Origin of the sequence: Burkholderia sp. AU33803 (assembly GCF_002223095.1) — a bacterium.
Lineage (GTDB): Bacteria > Pseudomonadota > Gammaproteobacteria > Burkholderiales > Burkholderiaceae > Burkholderia.
The window spans coordinates 226,211-242,881 of record NZ_NKFJ01000005.1 but is presented as its reverse complement, the minus strand read 5'-3'; the positions used below and the strand labels follow the sequence as shown (position 1 = coordinate 242,881).

Annotated in this window: 12 protein-coding genes; 6 read left to right on the top strand and 6 right to left on the bottom strand. The window is 67.6% G+C overall.

The window, feature by feature from the left end; translation table 11 throughout:
- Positions 1-50: 50 nt before the first annotated feature.
- Both metG and CFB41_RS12955 read right to left on the bottom strand, forming a co-directional pair.
- On the bottom strand, positions 51-2,204 hold the full coding sequence (gene metG / locus CFB41_RS12965; RefSeq protein ID WP_089456750.1) for a methionine--tRNA ligase: 2,154 nt from the start codon (positions 2,202-2,204) through the stop codon (positions 51-53).
- Between the two features lie 378 nt (positions 2,205-2,582).
- Positions 2,583-3,227, bottom strand: a complete 645-nt coding sequence (locus CFB41_RS12955) for an OmpA family protein (protein WP_089440795.1) — start codon at positions 3,225-3,227, stop codon at positions 2,583-2,585.
- Positions 3,228-3,577: 350 nt separating this feature from the next.
- Between CFB41_RS12955 and apbC the strand changes: the two genes are divergently transcribed.
- The 5 genes from apbC to CFB41_RS12930 all read left to right on the top strand — a co-directional run bounded on the left by apbC (position 3,578) and on the right by CFB41_RS12930 (position 9,221).
- Positions 3,578-4,669, top strand: a complete 1,092-nt coding sequence (gene apbC, locus CFB41_RS12950; RefSeq protein ID WP_089456749.1) for an iron-sulfur cluster carrier protein ApbC — start codon at positions 3,578-3,580, stop codon at positions 4,667-4,669.
- A gap of 133 nt (positions 4,670-4,802) precedes the next feature.
- Positions 4,803-5,339 (top strand): superoxide dismutase [Cu-Zn], encoded by a 537-nt coding sequence (sodC, locus tag CFB41_RS12945; protein ID WP_089440793.1) that lies wholly within the window; start codon positions 4,803-4,805, stop codon positions 5,337-5,339.
- 112 nt (positions 5,340-5,451) lie between these two features.
- A complete protein-coding gene (gene dcd / locus CFB41_RS12940; protein WP_006398615.1) occupies positions 5,452-6,021 on the top strand; it encodes a dCTP deaminase in 570 nt (189 codons plus the stop codon).
- A gap of 81 nt (positions 6,022-6,102) precedes the next feature.
- Positions 6,103-8,382: an arginine/lysine/ornithine decarboxylase gene (locus tag CFB41_RS12935; RefSeq protein WP_089440792.1), complete on the top strand. Its 2,280-nt coding sequence runs from the start codon at positions 6,103-6,105 to the stop codon at positions 8,380-8,382.
- The gene (locus CFB41_RS12930; RefSeq protein WP_089456748.1) at positions 8,382-9,221 is read left to right on the top strand and encodes a lysozyme inhibitor LprI family protein; all 840 of its coding nucleotides are present in this window, start codon (positions 8,382-8,384) and stop codon (positions 9,219-9,221) included. Before CFB41_RS12935 ends, CFB41_RS12930 begins: the two co-directional genes overlap by 1 nt.
- Positions 9,222-9,311: 90 nt before the next feature.
- Here the strand turns inward: CFB41_RS12930 and CFB41_RS12925 are convergent, their stop codons facing one another.
- The 3 genes from CFB41_RS12925 to CFB41_RS12915 all read right to left on the bottom strand — a co-directional run bounded on the left by CFB41_RS12925 (position 9,312) and on the right by CFB41_RS12915 (position 12,445).
- Positions 9,312-9,995 carry an HAD family phosphatase gene (locus CFB41_RS12925; protein WP_089457189.1) on the bottom strand — a complete coding sequence of 228 codons (684 nt, stop codon included), beginning with the start codon at positions 9,993-9,995 and terminating at the stop codon, positions 9,312-9,314.
- Between the two features lie 94 nt (positions 9,996-10,089).
- Positions 10,090-11,499 (bottom strand): argininosuccinate lyase, encoded by a 1,410-nt coding sequence (argH, locus tag CFB41_RS12920; RefSeq protein ID WP_046544646.1) that lies wholly within the window; start codon positions 11,497-11,499, stop codon positions 10,090-10,092.
- Between the two features lie 136 nt (positions 11,500-11,635).
- On the bottom strand, positions 11,636-12,445 hold the full coding sequence (locus CFB41_RS12915) for a helix-turn-helix transcriptional regulator (RefSeq protein WP_089440788.1): 810 nt from the start codon (positions 12,443-12,445) through the stop codon (positions 11,636-11,638).
- Positions 12,446-12,660: 215 nt separating this feature from the next.
- Here CFB41_RS12915 and CFB41_RS12910 point away from each other — a divergent pair, with 215 nt between their 5' ends.
- Positions 12,661-13,413 carry a class I SAM-dependent methyltransferase gene (locus CFB41_RS12910; RefSeq protein WP_089456747.1) on the top strand — a complete coding sequence of 251 codons (753 nt, stop codon included), beginning with the start codon at positions 12,661-12,663 and terminating at the stop codon, positions 13,411-13,413.
- Between the two features lie 119 nt (positions 13,414-13,532).
- Here CFB41_RS12910 and ppc read toward each other — a convergent pair whose 3' ends face one another.
- Entirely contained in the window at positions 13,533-16,559 is a 3,027-nt protein-coding gene (ppc, locus tag CFB41_RS12905; protein ID WP_089440786.1) for a phosphoenolpyruvate carboxylase, read from the bottom strand.
- Between the last annotated feature and the right edge of the window lie 112 nt (positions 16,560-16,671).

Sequence of the window (16,671 nt, the reverse complement as noted above, 5' to 3'; positions counted from 1 at the left end):
CCGCACATCGTGCGGGGCTTCTTTTTTGCGCAAGCGGCAGCGCGTTCGGCTTACTTCACGCGCATGCCGGGCTTCGCGCCGCTGTGCGGCTCGAGGATGTAGAGGCCCGGCTCGGCCTTCTCGTCGGTGGCCGACGCGGCGAGCACCATCCCTTCGGACAGGCCGAACTTCATCTTGCGCGGCGCGAGGTTCGCGACCATCACGGTCAGCTTGCCGACGAGCTGCTCGGGCTGGTACGCGGACTTGATGCCCGAGAACACGTTGCGGGTCTTTTCCTCGCCGACGTCGAGCGTGAGCTGCAGCAGCTTGTCCGAGCCTTCGACGGCCTGGCACGCGACGATCTTCGCGATGCGCAGGTCGATCTTCGCGAAATCGTCGATCGAGATCGGTGCGTCGTCCGCGCCGTTCACGACAGCCTGCTTCGCGTTCGCCTTCGCGTTGTTCTTCGCATCCTTCGCGTTCGCGCTCGCGGCAGCCGCGCCGGTGGCTTCGGCCTGCAGCGAGTCGCGGTTCGCGGCGAGCAGCGCTTCGATCTGCTTCGGATCGACGCGCGTCATCAGGTGCTGGTACGCCTTGATCGGCTGCTCCGACGACAGCGGCTTTGCGGCATCGGCCCAGGCGAGCGGCGCGATCCCGAAGAACGACTCGACGGCTTCGGCCACGCGCGGCATCACCGGCTTCAGCGCGAGCGACAGCAGGCGGAACGACTCGAGGCTCACGCTGCAGGTTTCGTGCAGCGCGACCGCGTTGGCCGGATCCTTCGCGAGATCCCACGGCTTCGCGCCGTCGACGTACGCGTTCACTTCGTCCGCGAGCTCCATCGTGTGGCGCAGCGCGCGGCCGTATTCACGTGCTTCGTAGTGCGCGGCGATCTGCGGGATCGCCTCGCGCAGCTTCGCGACGAGCGGATGGTTCATCGCGCTGTCCTGCACGCGGCCGTCGAAGCGCTTGATCAGGAAGCCTGCCGCGCGGCTCGCGATGTTCACGTACTTGCCGACGAGGTCGCTGTTCACGCGCGCTTGGAAGTCGTCGAGGTTCAGGTCGATGTCTTCCATCGTCGCGTTCAGCTTCGCGGCGAAGTAGTAGCGCAGCCATTCGGGGTTCAGGCCCGTGTCGATGTAGCTCTGCGCGGTGATGAACGTGCCGCGCGACTTCGACATCTTCGCGCCGTCGACCGTCAGGAACCCGTGCGCGAACACGTTGGTCGGCGTGCGGTGGCCCGAGAACTCGAGCATCGCGGGCCAGAACAGCGTGTGGAAGTACAGGATGTCCTTGCCGATGAAGTGGTACTGCTCGGTGGTCGAGCCCGGGCGGACCCACGCATCGAAGTCGATGCCGTTGCGCTCGCACAGGTTCTTGAAGCTCGCGTAGTAGCCGACCGGCGCGTCGAGCCACACGTAGAAATACTTGCCGGGCGCGCCCGGGATTTCGAAGCCGAAGTACGGTGCGTCGCGCGAGATGTCCCAGTCGGCGAGCTTTGCCTCGCCGGCGTCGCCGAGCCATTCGCGCATCTTGTTGGTCGCCTCGGGCTGCGCGAGGCCGCTCACCCATTCGCGCAGGAACGTTTCGCAGCGCGGATCGGACAGGCGGAAGAAGTAGTGCTTCGAGGTCTTGCGCACCGGCGTCGCGCCCGACACGACCGAATACGGGTTCAGCAGTTCGGTCGGCAGGTAGGTCGAGCCGCACACTTCGCAGTTGTCGCCGTACTGGTCCTTCGCGTGGCATTTCGGGCACTCGCCCTTGATGAAGCGATCCGGCAGGAACATTTCCTTGACGGGGTCGTACGCCTGCTCGATCTCGCGCTCGGCGATGAAGCCGGCGTCCTGCAGCGCGACGTAGATCTTCTCGCTCAGCACGCGGTTCTCGTCCGAATCGGTCGAGTAGAAGTTGTCGAACGACACGCCGAAGCTGTCGAAGTCGCGCTTGTGTTCGGTCCACACGCGATCGATCAACTGCTTCGGGGTCAGGCCTTCCTTCTCCGCGCGCAGCATGATCGGCGTGCCGTGCGTGTCGTCGGCGCCGATGTAGTAGACCTCATGGCCATGCATTCGCAGCGTCCGCACCCAGATGTCGGTCTGGATGTACTCGACCAGGTGGCCGATGTGGATCTGCCCGTTGGCATAGGGCAGTGCGGACGTAACGAGGATCTGGCGGCCACCTTGCGGCGCCGCAGCCTGCACGGAAGTGAGGTCGGATGCGGACATAGGGTCTGTAGAGGAACAGCGGAAAAACGACGGGAAACTGCGATTCTAGCAGGGGTGCGCAACGGCGACGCGGGCGGGCGCCCCAGGACCGGGCGCCGAAACGGGCGGGGCCGCGCATGCGGCGTGCCCGACGGTGCGGTGCTGCGATGCAGCACGAATTCTGCGGGCAAAAAAAAACCGGGGCGGATACGGCCCCGGAGCAACAACGACAAGAGGAGAATGGTGACGCGCCGGCAACACCAGCCGCGTACCGTAAATACTGACCACGGCCTGCGACAGAAGTTCGAAAATTTTTTCGATTTGTTACCGGCGCCGCCGGAAGCCTTGTCCGGCGGGGCCGCGCGGGCGGCGGGCCCGCGCTTTCTCCTCGTCGCGCGCTTACTGCGCCTGCGCTGCGCGCAGGTAGATTTCGACGCGGCGGTTCTGTGCGCGGCCGGCTTCGGTCGCGTTGTCCGCGATCGGGTTCGATGCGCCCATGCCCTGCGCCGACAGGCGGCCGGCGTTCACGCCGCGCTGCGCCAGTGCGTTCACGACGCTTTGCGCGCGGTTCTGCGACAGCGTCTGGTTCAGCTGGGCCGAGCCCGTGCTGTCCGTGTAGCCGACGATCGATGCCGTCACTTGCGGGTTCTGGTTCAGCGTCGTCGCCAGGTCGTTCAGCAGCGGCGTGAAGGCCGGCGTGATCGCGTACTGGTTCGTCGCGAACGTCACCGAGCTCGGCACGTTCAGCTTCAGCGAGCCGTCCGGCTGCTCGGTCACTTGCGTACCCGTTTGCGCCGCCGACGGCGCGAGCTTGTTCTTGATCGCCTGCCAGTTGTAACCCGTCACGCCGCCGACCAGTGCGCCGACGCCTGCGCCGATCGCCGCGCCCTTGCCGCCGCCCGCCAGTGCGCCGATGCCTGCGCCCAGCGCCGCACCCGTGCCGGTACCGACGGCCGTATTGTTGCCTTGCTGCGTGGCGCAGCCTGCCAGCAGGGCGCCGGCCAATGCGAAGACGGACAAGCGGGTCGCGATTTTCATGTTCATCTTGGATTCCTCTCTTGGTTGAACGAGTCGACAACGACGACAACAACAGTTACGGCTCCCTGCGCGGGCCGCCCGAAAAAGGAGGGCAGCCCGTGCCCGCGGCAGCCGCCGAGGTGGCTGCATGCCCTGTCCGTCAGCGTGGCTGTTGGGACAGTGCGACGCGTCAGCCTCTACAATATAGGCGGTAAGTGGCCGATTTGGCCCCATAGCATGCCGCACGCGAAGAGTGCGCCGGGTCGCGCGTTCGCGCAATGGCGTGCAACAGATTCTTTCACTTTTCCCGATTTTCGCGCCGTAATTTGATATTTTTTGACGTTTGCGCGCGAGAAAAACGTTTTCACGGAGTTTCGATGAGCATTGACCGGGCACAAGTCGACGCCGCTTTGGCGGTTGTCGTCGACCCCAATACCGGCCGTCCGTATGCGGCGAACAAGGGCGTGCGCAACGTCGCGATCGACGGCGACGTCGTGGCGCTCGACGTGGTGCTCGGTTATCCCGGGCGCAGCCAGCACGACGACGTGCGCGCCCGCATCACCGCGGCGCTCCAGGCCGTGGCCGGCGTGCGCGACGCGCGCGTCGCGGTCTCGCAGGAGATCGTCGCGCACACGGTGCAGCGTGGCGTGAAACTGCTGCCGAACGTGAAGAACATCGTCGCGGTCGCGTCGGGCAAGGGCGGTGTCGGCAAGAGCACGACGGCCGTCAACCTCGCGCTCGCGCTTGCCGCGGAAGGCGCGTCGGTCGGTATCCTCGACGCCGACATCTACGGTCCGTCGCTGCCGACGATGCTGGGCATCCATGGCCAACGCCCCGAGTCGCCCGACAACCAGTCGATGAACCCGCTCGTCGGCCACGGGCTGCAGGCAAACTCGATCGGCTTCCTGATCGAGGAAGACAACCCGATGGTGTGGCGCGGCCCGATGGCGACTTCCGCGCTCGAGCAGCTGCTGCGCCAGACCAACTGGCGCGAGCTCGACTACCTGATCGTCGACATGCCGCCCGGCACGGGCGACATCCAGCTGACGCTCGCGCAGCGCGTGCCCGTCACGGGCGCGGTGATCGTCACGACGCCGCAGGACATCGCGCTGCTCGACGCGAAGAAGGGCCTGAAGATGTTCGAGAAGGTCGGGATTCCGATCCTCGGCATCGTCGAGAACATGAGCATCCACACCTGCTCGAACTGCGGCCACGAGGAGCACATCTTCGGCGCCGGCGGGGCCGAGCGGATGGCGAAGGAGTACGGCGTGAACGTGCTCGGCAGCCTGCCGCTCGACATCGCGATCCGTGAGCGCGCCGACAGCGGCACGCCGACGGTCGTGGCCGATGCCGACGGCGCGCTGGCGCGTCGCTATCGCGAAATCGCGCGCGGGGTGGCGCTGGCGATTGCCGAGCGATCGCGCGACATGACGTCGAAGTTCCCGTCGATCGTTGTTCAAAATACGTAAAACCCTTGCGGGGCGGGGCCTCACGCTGTTTACGGCGCCGCGAGGCGCGGTATCATGGCGACTTTTCCCGGGTCCCTTTACCCGCCCGGCGCGGCCGTCGTGTCAAACGGCCGTCAGCCGGCATGAGGATCGAATGAAACAACGACATCACGGCGTGTACGCCGGCCGCGTGCGGTGCGCGCTGCTGGCCGCCGCCGCGCTGGGCCTGCTGGCCGGCTGCACCTCCTTTTCCTCGTCGCACGAAAAACGGGCCGACGCACAGCTGCAGCCGACGGTCGGCTCGCAGGCGCGCGGCGCGGTGACGTTCGTCGAGCGTCCGGACGGCGTGCAGGTTACCTACAACCTGGCCGGGCTGCCGCCGAACAGCGATCACGCCCTACAGGTACACGAACGCGGCGACTGCAACGCGGGCGATGGCTCGAGCGCCGGCCAGGTGTTCGCGCCGGCGGCCGACCGGCTGCGCGCGGGTGCCCGCGTCGCCGGCGATCTCGGCAACATCCATGCGGACGCGAACGGCGTCGCGGCCGGCTTCATCGTCGCGCCCGATCTGGCCCTCGATGGCGTGCGCTCGGCGATGAACCGCGCGGCGCTGGTGCACCGCGACTCGAGCGATCCCGCGTTTCCGCAGCATGGCGCGGGGCCCGCGCTCGCCTGTGGCGTGATCCGTTGATGGCCGCCGCGTGCGCGGGCCGATGATCGCGTAAAATGTCGGCCTTTCCCTGGCCGCCGTCCGGAATGGCGGCCTTCGTTTCCCGTCACGCAGCGTTTCCAGGCGCCCCGATATGAGCATCAAGTCCGACAAATGGATTCGGCGCATGGCCGAAGAGCACAAGATGATCGAGCCGTTCGTGCCCGATCAGGTCCGCGCGTCCGAGGACGGCCGCCGGATCGTCAGCTACGGCACGTCGAGCTACGGCTACGACATCCGCTGCGCGGACGAATTCAAGATCTTCACGAACATCAACTCGACGATCGTCGATCCGAAGAACTTCGACGAGGGTTCGTTTGTCGATTTCAAGGGCGACGTGTGCATCATCCCGCCGAACTCGTTCGCGCTGGCCCGCACCGTCGAATATTTCCGCATCCCGCGCACCGTGCTGACGGTCTGCCTCGGCAAGTCGACCTATGCGCGCTGCGGGATCATCGTCAACGTGACGCCGTTCGAACCCGAGTGGGAAGGCTACGTCACGCTGGAATTCTCGAACACCACGCCGCTGCCCGCGAAGATCTACGCGAACGAAGGCGTCGCCCAGGTGCTCTTCTTCGAGAGCGACGAAGTGTGCGACGTGTCGTACGCGGATCGCGGCGGCAAGTATCAGGGGCAGCGTGGTGTCACGCTGCCGAAAACCTGATCTGGTTGCATAACGTCTCACCAGTTTCCGGGTGACCGCTGCGCGTGACGCGCCGCGGTCGTTCTTTTTGGAGAATCGCCCATGAAGTTTCGTTTCCCCGTCGTCATCATCGACGAAGATTTCCGCTCCGAGAACATCTCGGGCTCCGGCATCCGGGCGTTGGCCGAAGCGATCGAGAAGGAGGGCGTCGAAGTCCTCGGCCTCACGAGCTACGGTGATCTGACGTCGTTCGCGCAGCAGTCGAGCCGCGCGTCGTGCTTCATCCTGTCGATCGACGACGACGAACTCATGCTCGGCGAGACCGGCCAGGACGGCGAGCTGCCCGAACTCGCGACCGCGATCATCGAGCTGCGCGCGTTCGTCACCGAAGTGCGCCGCCGCAACGCGGACATCCCGATCTTCCTGTACGGCGAGACGCGCACGTCGCGCCACCTGCCGAACGACATCCTGCGCGAGCTGCACGGCTTCATCCACATGTTCGAGGACACGCCGGAGTTCGTCGCACGCCACATCATCCGCGAGGCGAAGGTCTATCTCGACTCGCTCGCGCCGCCGTTCTTCAAGGAACTCGTCAAGTACGCGGACGAAGGCTCGTACTCGTGGCACTGCCCGGGCCACTCGGGCGGCGTCGCATTCCTGAAGAACCCGCTCGGCCAGATGTTCCACCAGTTCTTCGGCGAGAACATGCTGCGCGCGGACGTCTGCAACGCCGTGGACGAACTCGGCCAGCTGCTCGACCACACGGGCCCCGTCGCGGCGTCCGAGCGCAACGCGGCGCGCATCTTCAGCGCGGACCACCTGTTCTTCGTGACCAACGGCACGTCGACGTCGAACAAGATCGTCTGGCACGCGACGGTCGCCCCGGGCGACATCGTGCTGGTCGACCGCAACTGCCACAAGTCGATCCTGCACGCGATCACGATGACGGGCGCGATTCCCGTGTTCCTCACGCCGACGCGCAACCATTTCGGCATCATCGGGCCGATCCCGCGCGACGAATTCAAGCCGGAGAACATCCGCAAGAAGATCGAGGCGAACCCGTTCGCGCGCGAAGCGATGCGCGAGAACCCGGACATGAAGCCGCGCATCCTGACGATCACGCAGAGCACGTACGACGGCGTCGTCTACAACGTCGAGATGATCAAGGACCTGCTCGGCGACCTGCTCGACACGCTGCACTTCGACGAAGCGTGGCTGCCGCACGCAACCTTCCACGATTTCTACCGCGACATGCACGCGATCGGCGACGGCCGTCCGCGCACCGGCGCCCTCGTGTTCGCGACGCACTCGACGCACAAGCTGCTCGCGGGCATCTCGCAGGCCTCGCAGATCGTCGTGCAGGATTCGGAGAACCGCACGTTCGACAAGCACCGCTTCAACGAGGCGTACCTGATGCACACGTCGACGAGCCCGCAGTACGCGATCATCGCGTCGTGCGACGTCGCGGCCGCGATGATGGAGCCGCCGGGCGGCACCGCGCTCGTCGAGGAATCGATCGCCGAGGCGATCGACTTCCGCCGTGCGATGCGCAAGGTCGACGCCGAATACGGCGACGACTGGTTCTTCAGCGTGTGGGGCCCGGACAACCTGTCGGAAGAAGGCATCGGTTCGCGCGAGGACTGGATGCTGAAGCCGAACGACCACTGGCACGGCTTCGGCCCGCTGGCGGAAGGCTTCAACATGCTCGACCCGATCAAGGCGACGATCATCACGCCGGGGCTCGACGTCGACGGCGAGTTCGGCGAGACCGGCATTCCGGCCGCGATCGTCACGAAGTACCTGGCCGAGCACGGGATCATCGTCGAGAAGACCGGCCTGTACTCGTTCTTCATCATGTTCACGATCGGCATCACGAAGGGCCGCTGGAACTCGATGGTGACCGAGCTGCAGCAGTTCAAGGACGACTACGACAACAACCAGCCGCTGTGGCGCGTGCTGCCGGAATTCGTCGCGCAGCATCCGCGCTACGAGCGTGTCGGCCTGCGCGACCTGTGCACGCAGATCCACGACGTGTACCGCGCGAACGACATCGCCCGCCTGACGACGGAGATGTACCTGTCGGACATGGAACCGGCGATGAAGCCGTCGGACGCGTTCGCGAAGCTCGCGCACCGCAAGATCGACCGCGTGCCGCTCGACGAGCTCGAAGGCCGCGTGACGAGCATCCTGCTCACGCCGTACCCGCCGGGCATTCCGCTGCTGATCCCGGGCGAGCGCTTCAACAAGACGATCGTGAACTACCTGCGGTTCGCGCGCGACTTCAACGAACGCTTCCCGGGCTTCCACACCGACATCCACGGCCTCGTCGCGGAAGAGGTGAACGGCCGCGTCGAGTACTTCGTCGACTGCGTGCGCGACTGATGGCGGCGCACGGACGAATCCGGGCGATGCGTGCGGCGCTGGCCGCGCTCGTCGTCTGGGCGGCAGGGTCGGCAGGGCTGGCGGGCGTCGGGGTCGTGCACGCGGAAGTCGCGGCGGCCGACCCGATCGACGTCGCGATGCGGCAGTGTCTCGCGCGGCGCGACCGGTCTTCGCCGGCCGGCCAGATCCAGTGCATGGGCGAAGCGCAGCAGCAGTGGCAGGCCGTGATGGACGGCGCGTACCAGCGCCTGTTGAAGGATGCGCCGGCCGATGCGAAGCGCGGCTGGCAGGACAGCCAGCGCCATTGGCTCACGTGGCGCAAGGACGAAGTGCTTCTGCTGAAGGCCGTGTACGACACCACGCGCGGGACGTCGTACGCGATGTCGAGTGCCGACCTGCAACTGCAGCCGGTGCGCGATCGCGCGCTGGCGCTGCGCGCAGCGGCCGATCGTTATGCACCGCCGCCCGCCGCCGTGCCGGTCGCGGCTACGAGCGCTGCGCAGGGTAGCGCGGGTGATGCGCCGAGCGCGGCCAAGCCGAACGCCAAACCGAACGCCAAGCCGGCGAACGCGCCGCGCGATCCGGCCGTGCGCCGCGTGCGGCCGTGCGAACAGGACGCCGCGTGCGAGCATGCGCTGTTCGACCTGAACCGCTATTACCAGAAGCTGCGCCGCAAGATGCCCGCGCATTCGGCCGCGACGCTCGTCCGCGCGCAGCGCGCGTGGGTCGGGTTCCGCGATGCGACGGCACCGCTCGTCGGCGAGGACGGCCGCGTCGACCTGATCGGCGCGCGCATCGCGACGATGAAGCGGCTGTCGGAGACGGCCGGCAACAAGTAAGTGCAATGGCGACGCCGGTGATTCGGCGAGACAGCCAAAAGCAAAACGGGCACCCGAAAAGGTGCCCGTTTTTCATTTGGCGGCCGTGAGTCAGGCGGGCCGTTGCGTCTCGAGCCCGCCGAACCACGACGGCACGAGCGCGACCGCATCGTCGAGCGACGCGAGCACGTGCAGGCTCAGCGCGACGATTTCGGGCGTCGGCGCCTTCAGGTCGGGCACGGTGATGACCGATGCACCCGCGCCGGCGGCCGATTGCGCGCCGAAGTCGCTGTCCTCGAACGCGACGCAGGCGTGGGCAGGCACGCCGAGGCGTTCGGCCGCGAGCCGGTAGACGGCCGGATCCGGCTTGCCGCGCGCGACTTCGTCGCCGCCCGCGATCGCGCGGAAGAACGGCAGCACGCCGACCGCGTCGAGTCGCGAGCGGATGACCTCGCACGCGGACGACGACGCGACCGCGCACGGAATGCCGGCTTGCGCGAGCGCGTCGAGCAGCGCGAACGCGCCGGGCTTCAGCGGAAACTTCGGATGCGGTTCGGGCGCCGCGAGCTGTTCGCGCACGCGGATGCGCACCGCGTCGAACGTATCGGGGTTACCGATCAGCCGTGCCAGGATGACCTGGCCTTCGGCGAACGAGCGGCCGACGATCTGCAGGTAGTCGGTTGTGGTCAGCGTGACGCCGTGCGCATTCGACACGTCGATCCACGTATTCATGATGGTCCGCTCGGAATCGACGAGCAGGCCGTCCATGTCGAAGAGCGCGGCGGAAAAGGTCATCGGCGGCATTCGGGAAGCAGGGAAGGCGATGGGCGGCGCGACGGCCGCCCGAATGAAAAACGGACGCCGAGGGCGTCCGTCCGGAACAGCACGCTTACTGGCCGAGCGCGGCGCGCGCGGCCTTGACCGCCGCACGCACCTGGTCGGGCGCGGTGCCGCCGGGGTGGTTGCGGCTCGCGACCGAGCCCTCGAGCGTCAGGTAGCCGAATACGTCTTCGCCGATCAGGTGCGCGACGTTCGGCAGCTCCTGCTTCATCTCGTCGAGCGTCAGGTCGGCCAGGTCGATCCCGCGGTCGTCGCAGATCTTCACGGCATGCGCGACGGCTTCGTGCGCATCGCGGAACGGCAGGCCGCGCTTGACCAGGTAGTCGGCGAGGTCGGTGGCGGTCGAGAAGCCTTGCAGCGCGGCCGCGCGCATCGCGTCCGGCTTCACGGTGATGCCGGCCACCATCTCGGCGAAGATCCGCAGCGTGTCGGCGACGGTGTCGACCGTGTCGAACAGCGGTTCCTTGTCTTCCTGGTTGTCCTTGTTGTACGCGAGCGGCTGGCCCTTCATCAGCGTCAGCAGCGCCATCAGGTGGCCGTTCACGCGGCCCGTCTTGCCGCGGGCGAGCTCGGGCACGTCGGGGTTCTTCTTCTGCGGCATGATCGAGCTGCCGGTGCAGAAGCGGTCGGCGATGTCGATGAAGCCGACGCGCGGGCTCATCCACAGCACGAGTTCCTCGGAGAAGCGCGACACGTGCGTCATCACGAGCGCGGAAGCCGCCGTGAATTCGATCGCGAAGTCGCGATCCGACACCGCGTCGAGCGAGTTCGCGCAGATGCCGTCGAAGCCGAGCGTCTTCGCCACCGCGTGACGATCGATCGGGTAGCTCGTACCGGCGAGCGCGGCCGCGCCGAGCGGCAGGCGGTTCACGCGGGTGCGGCAGTCGCGCATGCGCTCCGCGTCGCGCGAGAACATCTCGACGTATGCGAGCAGGTGGTGGCCGAACGTGACGGGCTGGGCAACCTGCAGGTGCGTGAAGCCCGGCATGATCGTGTCGGCGTTCTGTTCCGCGAGGTCGAGCAACGCGCCACGCAGGTCGTTCAGCAGGCCGCCGATGCGGTCGATCTCGCCGCGCAGCCACAGGCGGATGTCGGTCGCGACCTGGTCGTTACGCGAGCGGCCCGTGTGCAGGCGCTTGCCGGCGTCGCCGATCAGCGCGGTCAGGCGCGCCTCGATGTTCAGGTGGACGTCTTCCAGGTCGAGCTGCCATTCGAATTCGCCGCGCTCGATTTCGCCCTTGATCTGTGCCATCCCGCGTTCGATCGCGGCCAGGTCGTCGGCGCTGATGATCTTCTGCGCGGCGAGCATGTTCGCGTGCGCGAGCGAGCCGGCGATGTCGACGAGCGCGAGGCGCTTGTCGAAAAATACCGACGACGTGTAGCGCTTGACCAGCTCGGACATCGGTTCCGAGAAGCGGGCCGACCAGGCCTCGCCCTTTTTGTGCAGTTGGGACGTCATGGCGATTCTTCGAAGGGAGATTGAGCGGCGTGCGCCGCCGAGGAATCCCGCGATTCTAACATTCGCGGGCCTGCCCGCCGCGGCGCGCGGCCGTTCGCGGCGGCCTGCCGACCGTGCCCGGCGCGGGCCGGCCCGTTCAGTCGCGCACCAGCACGACCAGCTTCAGGTCCTCGCGGTGCGCGGGCTTCAGCGTGATCTGCTGGTACACGAGGCGGCCGTCGGCCGGATGGTCGAATTCGCGCAGGCCGCCTTCGCGTTCGAACACGTCCTGCGATGCCCAGTACTGCGCGAACGCGTCGCTGCCGGCGGTCAACGCGTCGATCAGTGCGCGCGTCGGCGCATCGGTCAGGTGACGGATCGAATCGGCGCGGAATTCGGCCGCGAGCCGCCGCGCGCGGGTTTCCCAGTCGACGATCAGCGTGCGCGCGGCCGGCGACATGAACGTGAAGCGCAGCAGGTTGCGGTCGTGCTCGCCGTCGAGCCAGCCGGAAAAGAGCGCGGCGGCCGGCGCGTTCCATGCGAGGGCGTTCCATTGCCGGTCGAGCACGTACGCGGGCGTCGCGATGGCCGTGACGGTCGCGGCGAGCGTCGGCGGCAGGTCGCCGGCCGCGACGTCGGGCTCCGCCGGGTCGCGCTGCGCGGCCAGCTCGAACAGGTAGGCGCGCTCGGCTTTCGACAGTTGCAGCGCGACGGCGATCCGCGCGAGCGCGTCGGCGGACGCCGACACCGGGCGGCCCTGTTCGATCCACGTGTACCAGGTCGGGCTGACGCCGCACAGTTGCGCGACTTCCTCGCGCCGCAGCCCCGGCGTGCGGCGGCGCGGGCCGGGCGGCAGGCCGACGGCCTGCGGCGACAGCCGCTCGCGGTGGGCGCGGATGAATTCGCCGAGTGCGCGGGCGGGCGAGGCGTCGAGCGGCGGGACGGGAGCGGAGGACGGGTGGTTCATACGGAAACGGCGAAATGGAAACGGAGGCGCGGCAACGGTCAGACAGGTGTATCGAATACCAGAATAATTGCTTAACTTGTACTGGTACAAGCGCAGGCCTATTGTAGCGGCTCGCACGCTGGCAGGGCAGCGAGCGTCCCACAAAACGCGTTGCATGGGGCCGGAGCAGGTGCTGAGGCGCCTGTCGCACCGGCAACGGTACAAAGGAGCGAACGATGAAACACCACGACCAGGTCGCCGACGCATTCGGCACGACGGCCGCCGCCTATCTGACGAGCACGGTCCACGCGACGGGCGCCGATCTGCAGACGCTCGCCGATGCGGTGCGCGCCACGCCCGACGCCGCGGTGCTCGATCTCGGCTGCGGCGCCGGCCATGCCAGCTTCGCCGTCGCGCCGCACGTGCGCGACGTGGTCGCCTACGATCTCGCCGCGCAGATGCTCGCGACCGTCGACGCCGCCGCGCGCGAACGCGGGCTCGCGAACATCCGTACGCAGCAGGGGCCGGCCGAGCGACTGCCGTTCGACACGGCGACGTTCGACTGGGTCGTGAGCCGGATGAGCGCGCACCACTGGCACGACATGCGCGCGGCGCTTGCCGAGGTGCGCCGCGTGCTGAAACCGGGCGGCCGCGTGTTGATGATCGATATCGCCGGCAACGACCATCCGCTTCTCGATACGTACCTGCAGGCCGCGGAAGTGCTGCGCGACGCGTCGCACGTGCGCGACTACCGGGCGGACGAATGGCTCGCGATGTTCCGCGAAGCCGGCTTCGACGCGCACGTGCACAGCCGCTGGCGGCTGCCGATCGATTTCGATACGTGGGTCGCGCGCATCCGCACGCCGGCCGACAGCGTCACCGGCATTCGCGCGCTGTGGGCGCATGCGCCGGACGAAGTGCGCGGCTACTACGCGGTGCAGCCCGACGGTTCGTTCGAACACGACGCGTTGCTGATCGACGCGCACTGAGCGCGAGGTGTGCCGGCACGGCTTCGCCGGCGCATGAAAAAAGCCGCGATACGCATCATCGCGTATCGCGGCTTTCAAGACGTCAGTCGGCGCGGGAATCACACCGCGCCGCACGCGGATCAGCCCGTGTTGCGCAGGCCGGCCGCGATCCCGTTGATCGTCAGGTGAATCCCGCGGCGCAGCCGCGCGTTCGTGTCGCCGGCACGGTGGCGCTTGATCAGCTCGACCTGCAGGTGGTTCAGCGGATCGAGATACGGGAAGCGGTTCTTGATCGAGCGCGCGAGCAGCGGGTTGGTCGCGAGGCGGCCTTCGTGCCCCGTGATTTCCGCCAGCGCCTGCGACGTGCGCTCCCATTCCGCGACGATCCGCTCGAACACGTGCTTGCGCAGCTTGCGGTCGGAAACGAGCTGCGCGTAGCGCGACGCGACCGCGAGGTCGGTCTTCGCGAGCACCATGTCCATGTTCGACAGCAGGTTCGAGAAGAACGGCCAGGTCTTGTTCATCTTCTTCAGCAGCGCGACGCGCTTCGTGCGCTCGGCGTCGTCCGGCGCGCCGTCGAGATACGCGCTCACCGCGCTGCCGAAACCGTACCAGCCGGTCAGCAGCAGCCGGCACTGGCCCCACGAGAAGCCCCACGGAATCGCGCGCAGGTCCTCGATCTTGCGCTGCTTCGGATCCTGCAGCTTGCGCGACGCCGGGCGGCTGCCGATGTTCAGCTCGGCGATCTCGGTGATCGGCGTCGACGAGAAGAAGTAGTCGGTGAAGCCCGGGGTTTCGTAGACGAGCGCGCGGTACGCGGCCATCGCCGCATCGGACAGCGTCTGCATCGCGGCCTCGAACGCCGGCAACTGCGCGGGCGCGTTGTTCTGCGGCAGGAGCGTCGCTTCGAGCGTCGCGGCGACGACCGTCTCGAGGTTGCGGCGGCCGATCTCCGGGTTCGCGAACTTGCTCGCGATCACCTCGCCCTGCTCGGTCAGGCGGATCTGGCCGTTCACGGTGCCCGGCGGTTGCGACAGGATCGCCTGGTAGGTCGGGCCGCCGCCGCGGCCGACCGTGCCGCCGCGGCCGTGGAACAGCCGCAGCGTGATCTTGCGGTCGCGGAACAGGTCGACGAGCGCGAGCTCCGCACGATACAGCTCCCAGTTCGACGTCAGGAAGCCGCCGTCCTTGTTGCTGTCCGAATAGCCGAGCATCACTTCCTGCTCGGCGCCCTGGTGGGCGATCAGCGCGTCGATGCCCGGCAGTGCGAAGTACTCGCGCATGATGCGCGCGGCGTCGCGCAGGTCGGGAATCGTCTCGAACAGCGGGATCACCATCAGGCTGTTCTTCGCATCGCCGCCCGGGACGCCGAGCGCGCCTTCGAGCAGGCCCGTCTCTTTCTGCAGCAGCAGCACTTCGACGAGGTCGCTGACGGTTTCCGTATGCGAAATGATGTAGTTGCGTACCGCACGTGCGCCGAATTGCGCGCGGACTTCGCGCGCCTTCTCGAACACGCCGAGCTCGCTCTGCGCGAGCGCCGAGTATTCGAAATACGGCGAGCGCAGCGGACGCGGATCGGCGAGGGCGGCGAGCAGCACGCGCAGCTTGTCTTCCTCGGCGAGCGCCGCATAGTCGGCCTCGACGCCCGCGCGGGCGAACAGTTCGGCGACCACGGCTTCGTGGATGTCGGAGCTCTGGCGCAGGTCGATGCTCGCGAGATGGAAGCCGAACACTTCGGCCGCGCGCACGAGCGGCGCGAGGCGCGGCGCGGCGAGCGACGTGCCGTGATGTTCGTCGAGCGACGCGGTCAGCACCTTCAGGTCGGCGACGAACGCTTCGGAATCCGCGTACGGGACCGCGCGCACGGGCGGCGCGCCGCGGCCCGCGCTGCGCACCGGCACCGTGCCTTCGCCGAGACGCACGCGCGCGCTGGCGGCAAGGCGCGTGTAGATGCCGATCAGCGCGCGGCGATACGGTTCGTCGACGCGGTGCGGCGACTGGTCGGGGGAGGCTGCCGCGAGCGCCTTCACCGCGTCGTTCGCACCGACGAGCAGGTTCGACACCGACAGCTCGGCGCCAAGCTTGTGCACTTGTTCGAGATAGTGCTCGAGGATCACCGCGGCCTGGCGGTTGATCGCTTCGTCGAGCGTCGGCGCGGTCACGTTCGGGTTGCCGTCGCGGTCGCCGCCGATCCAGCTGCCCATCTGGAAGAACGCGGGTACGCGCGCGGACAGGCCGTGCTCGGCGAGCGCGGCCTCGATGTCGCCGTACAGCGCGGGCAGTTCGTCGAGGAACGTCGCGCGGTAGTACGACAGCGCGTTCTCGATCTCGTCGCCGACCGTCAGGCGCGAGTCGCGCAGCATGCGGGTCTGCCACAGCGCGGTGACGCGCGCGCGCAGCATCGCTTCGTTGTGCTGGCGCTCGCGGCTCGTCAGTTCCTGGTCGCGTTCGGCGAGCAGGCGCGCGATGTCGTGCTGCGCGTCGAGGATGCTCTTGCGCTGCACCTCGGTCGGGTGCGCGGTCAGCACCGGCACGATCAGCGCATCGTCGAAGAAGCGCTGCAGCAGGCGCTTCGACGCGTTGCCGGTCGTCTTCAGTTGTTCGAGCGCGTACGCGACCGTGCCGGGCTGCGACGCGGAGCCGGCCAGCGCATGGATGCGGCGGCGGCGGTTGTGGTGGCGGTCTTCCGCGATGTTCGCGAGGTGCGAGAAATAGCTGAACGCGCGCACGACGCTCACCGTCTGCTCCGGCGTCAGCTTGCGCAGCTTCTTCTCGAGCGTCTGCGCGGCTTCGCTGTCGTCCTCGCGGCGGAACTTGACCGCGGTCTGGCGGATCGTCTCGACGACGTCGAACACGGTGTCGCCTTCCTGCTCGCGCACGACGTCGCCGAGCAGGCGGCCGAGGAAGCGGATGTCTTCGAACAGCGGGCCGTCCTTGTCGTCGCGCGTGCGCGTGCCGGACTTCGGTGCACCGGCCGTGCGGGCCGCGGTGCGGGCAGCCGGGCCGGCGGCTTTCGTCGCGCGTTTTGTCTGACGTATCGGGTCTTTCGGTTTCGTTGCCGTTTTCGCACGGCCGTTCGCGGCGGTGGCGACGGTGTCCGTCGAGGCGTCGGAGGAGGACAGGGCAGCATTGCGGCGCGCCGTACGCGCCGATCCGGAAGACTTCACGATGGGTTTCCTTGGGAAAGCTCGAGTCAAAAGGAACTGCGGAAACTGCGAAACTGCGGTCAAGCAACCAGCTACGTGCGGCACATCCGCGCATCGGCGCCGCGACCCGCTC

What these genes read in the sequence shown, in the direction of transcription:
- CFB41_RS12955 (WP_089440795.1), bottom strand. Translation starts at nt 3,227, where the DNA reads ATGAACATGAAAATCGCGACCCGCTTGTCCGTCTTCGCATTGGCCGGC.
- apbC (WP_089456749.1), top strand. Translation starts at nt 3,578, where the DNA reads ATGAGCATTGACCGGGCACAAGTCGACGCCGCTTTGGCGGTTGTCGTC.
- CFB41_RS12930 (WP_089456748.1), top strand. Translation starts at nt 8,382, where the DNA reads ATGGCGGCGCACGGACGAATCCGGGCGATGCGTGCGGCGCTGGCCGCG.
- sodC (WP_089440793.1), top strand. Translation starts at nt 4,803, where the DNA reads ATGAAACAACGACATCACGGCGTGTACGCCGGCCGCGTGCGGTGCGCG.
- CFB41_RS12925 (WP_089457189.1), bottom strand. Translation starts at nt 9,995, where the DNA reads ATGACCTTTTCCGCCGCGCTCTTCGACATGGACGGCCTGCTCGTCGAT.
- metG (WP_089456750.1), bottom strand. Translation starts at nt 2,204, where the DNA reads ATGTCCGCATCCGACCTCACTTCCGTGCAGGCTGCGGCGCCGCAAGGT.
- argH (WP_046544646.1), bottom strand. Translation starts at nt 11,499, where the DNA reads ATGACGTCCCAACTGCACAAAAAGGGCGAGGCCTGGTCGGCCCGCTTC.
- CFB41_RS12935 (WP_089440792.1), top strand. Translation starts at nt 6,103, where the DNA reads ATGAAGTTTCGTTTCCCCGTCGTCATCATCGACGAAGATTTCCGCTCC.
- dcd (WP_006398615.1), top strand. Translation starts at nt 5,452, where the DNA reads ATGAGCATCAAGTCCGACAAATGGATTCGGCGCATGGCCGAAGAGCAC.
- CFB41_RS12915 (WP_089440788.1), bottom strand. Translation starts at nt 12,445, where the DNA reads ATGAACCACCCGTCCTCCGCTCCCGTCCCGCCGCTCGACGCCTCGCCC.
- CFB41_RS12910 (WP_089456747.1), top strand. Translation starts at nt 12,661, where the DNA reads ATGAAACACCACGACCAGGTCGCCGACGCATTCGGCACGACGGCCGCC.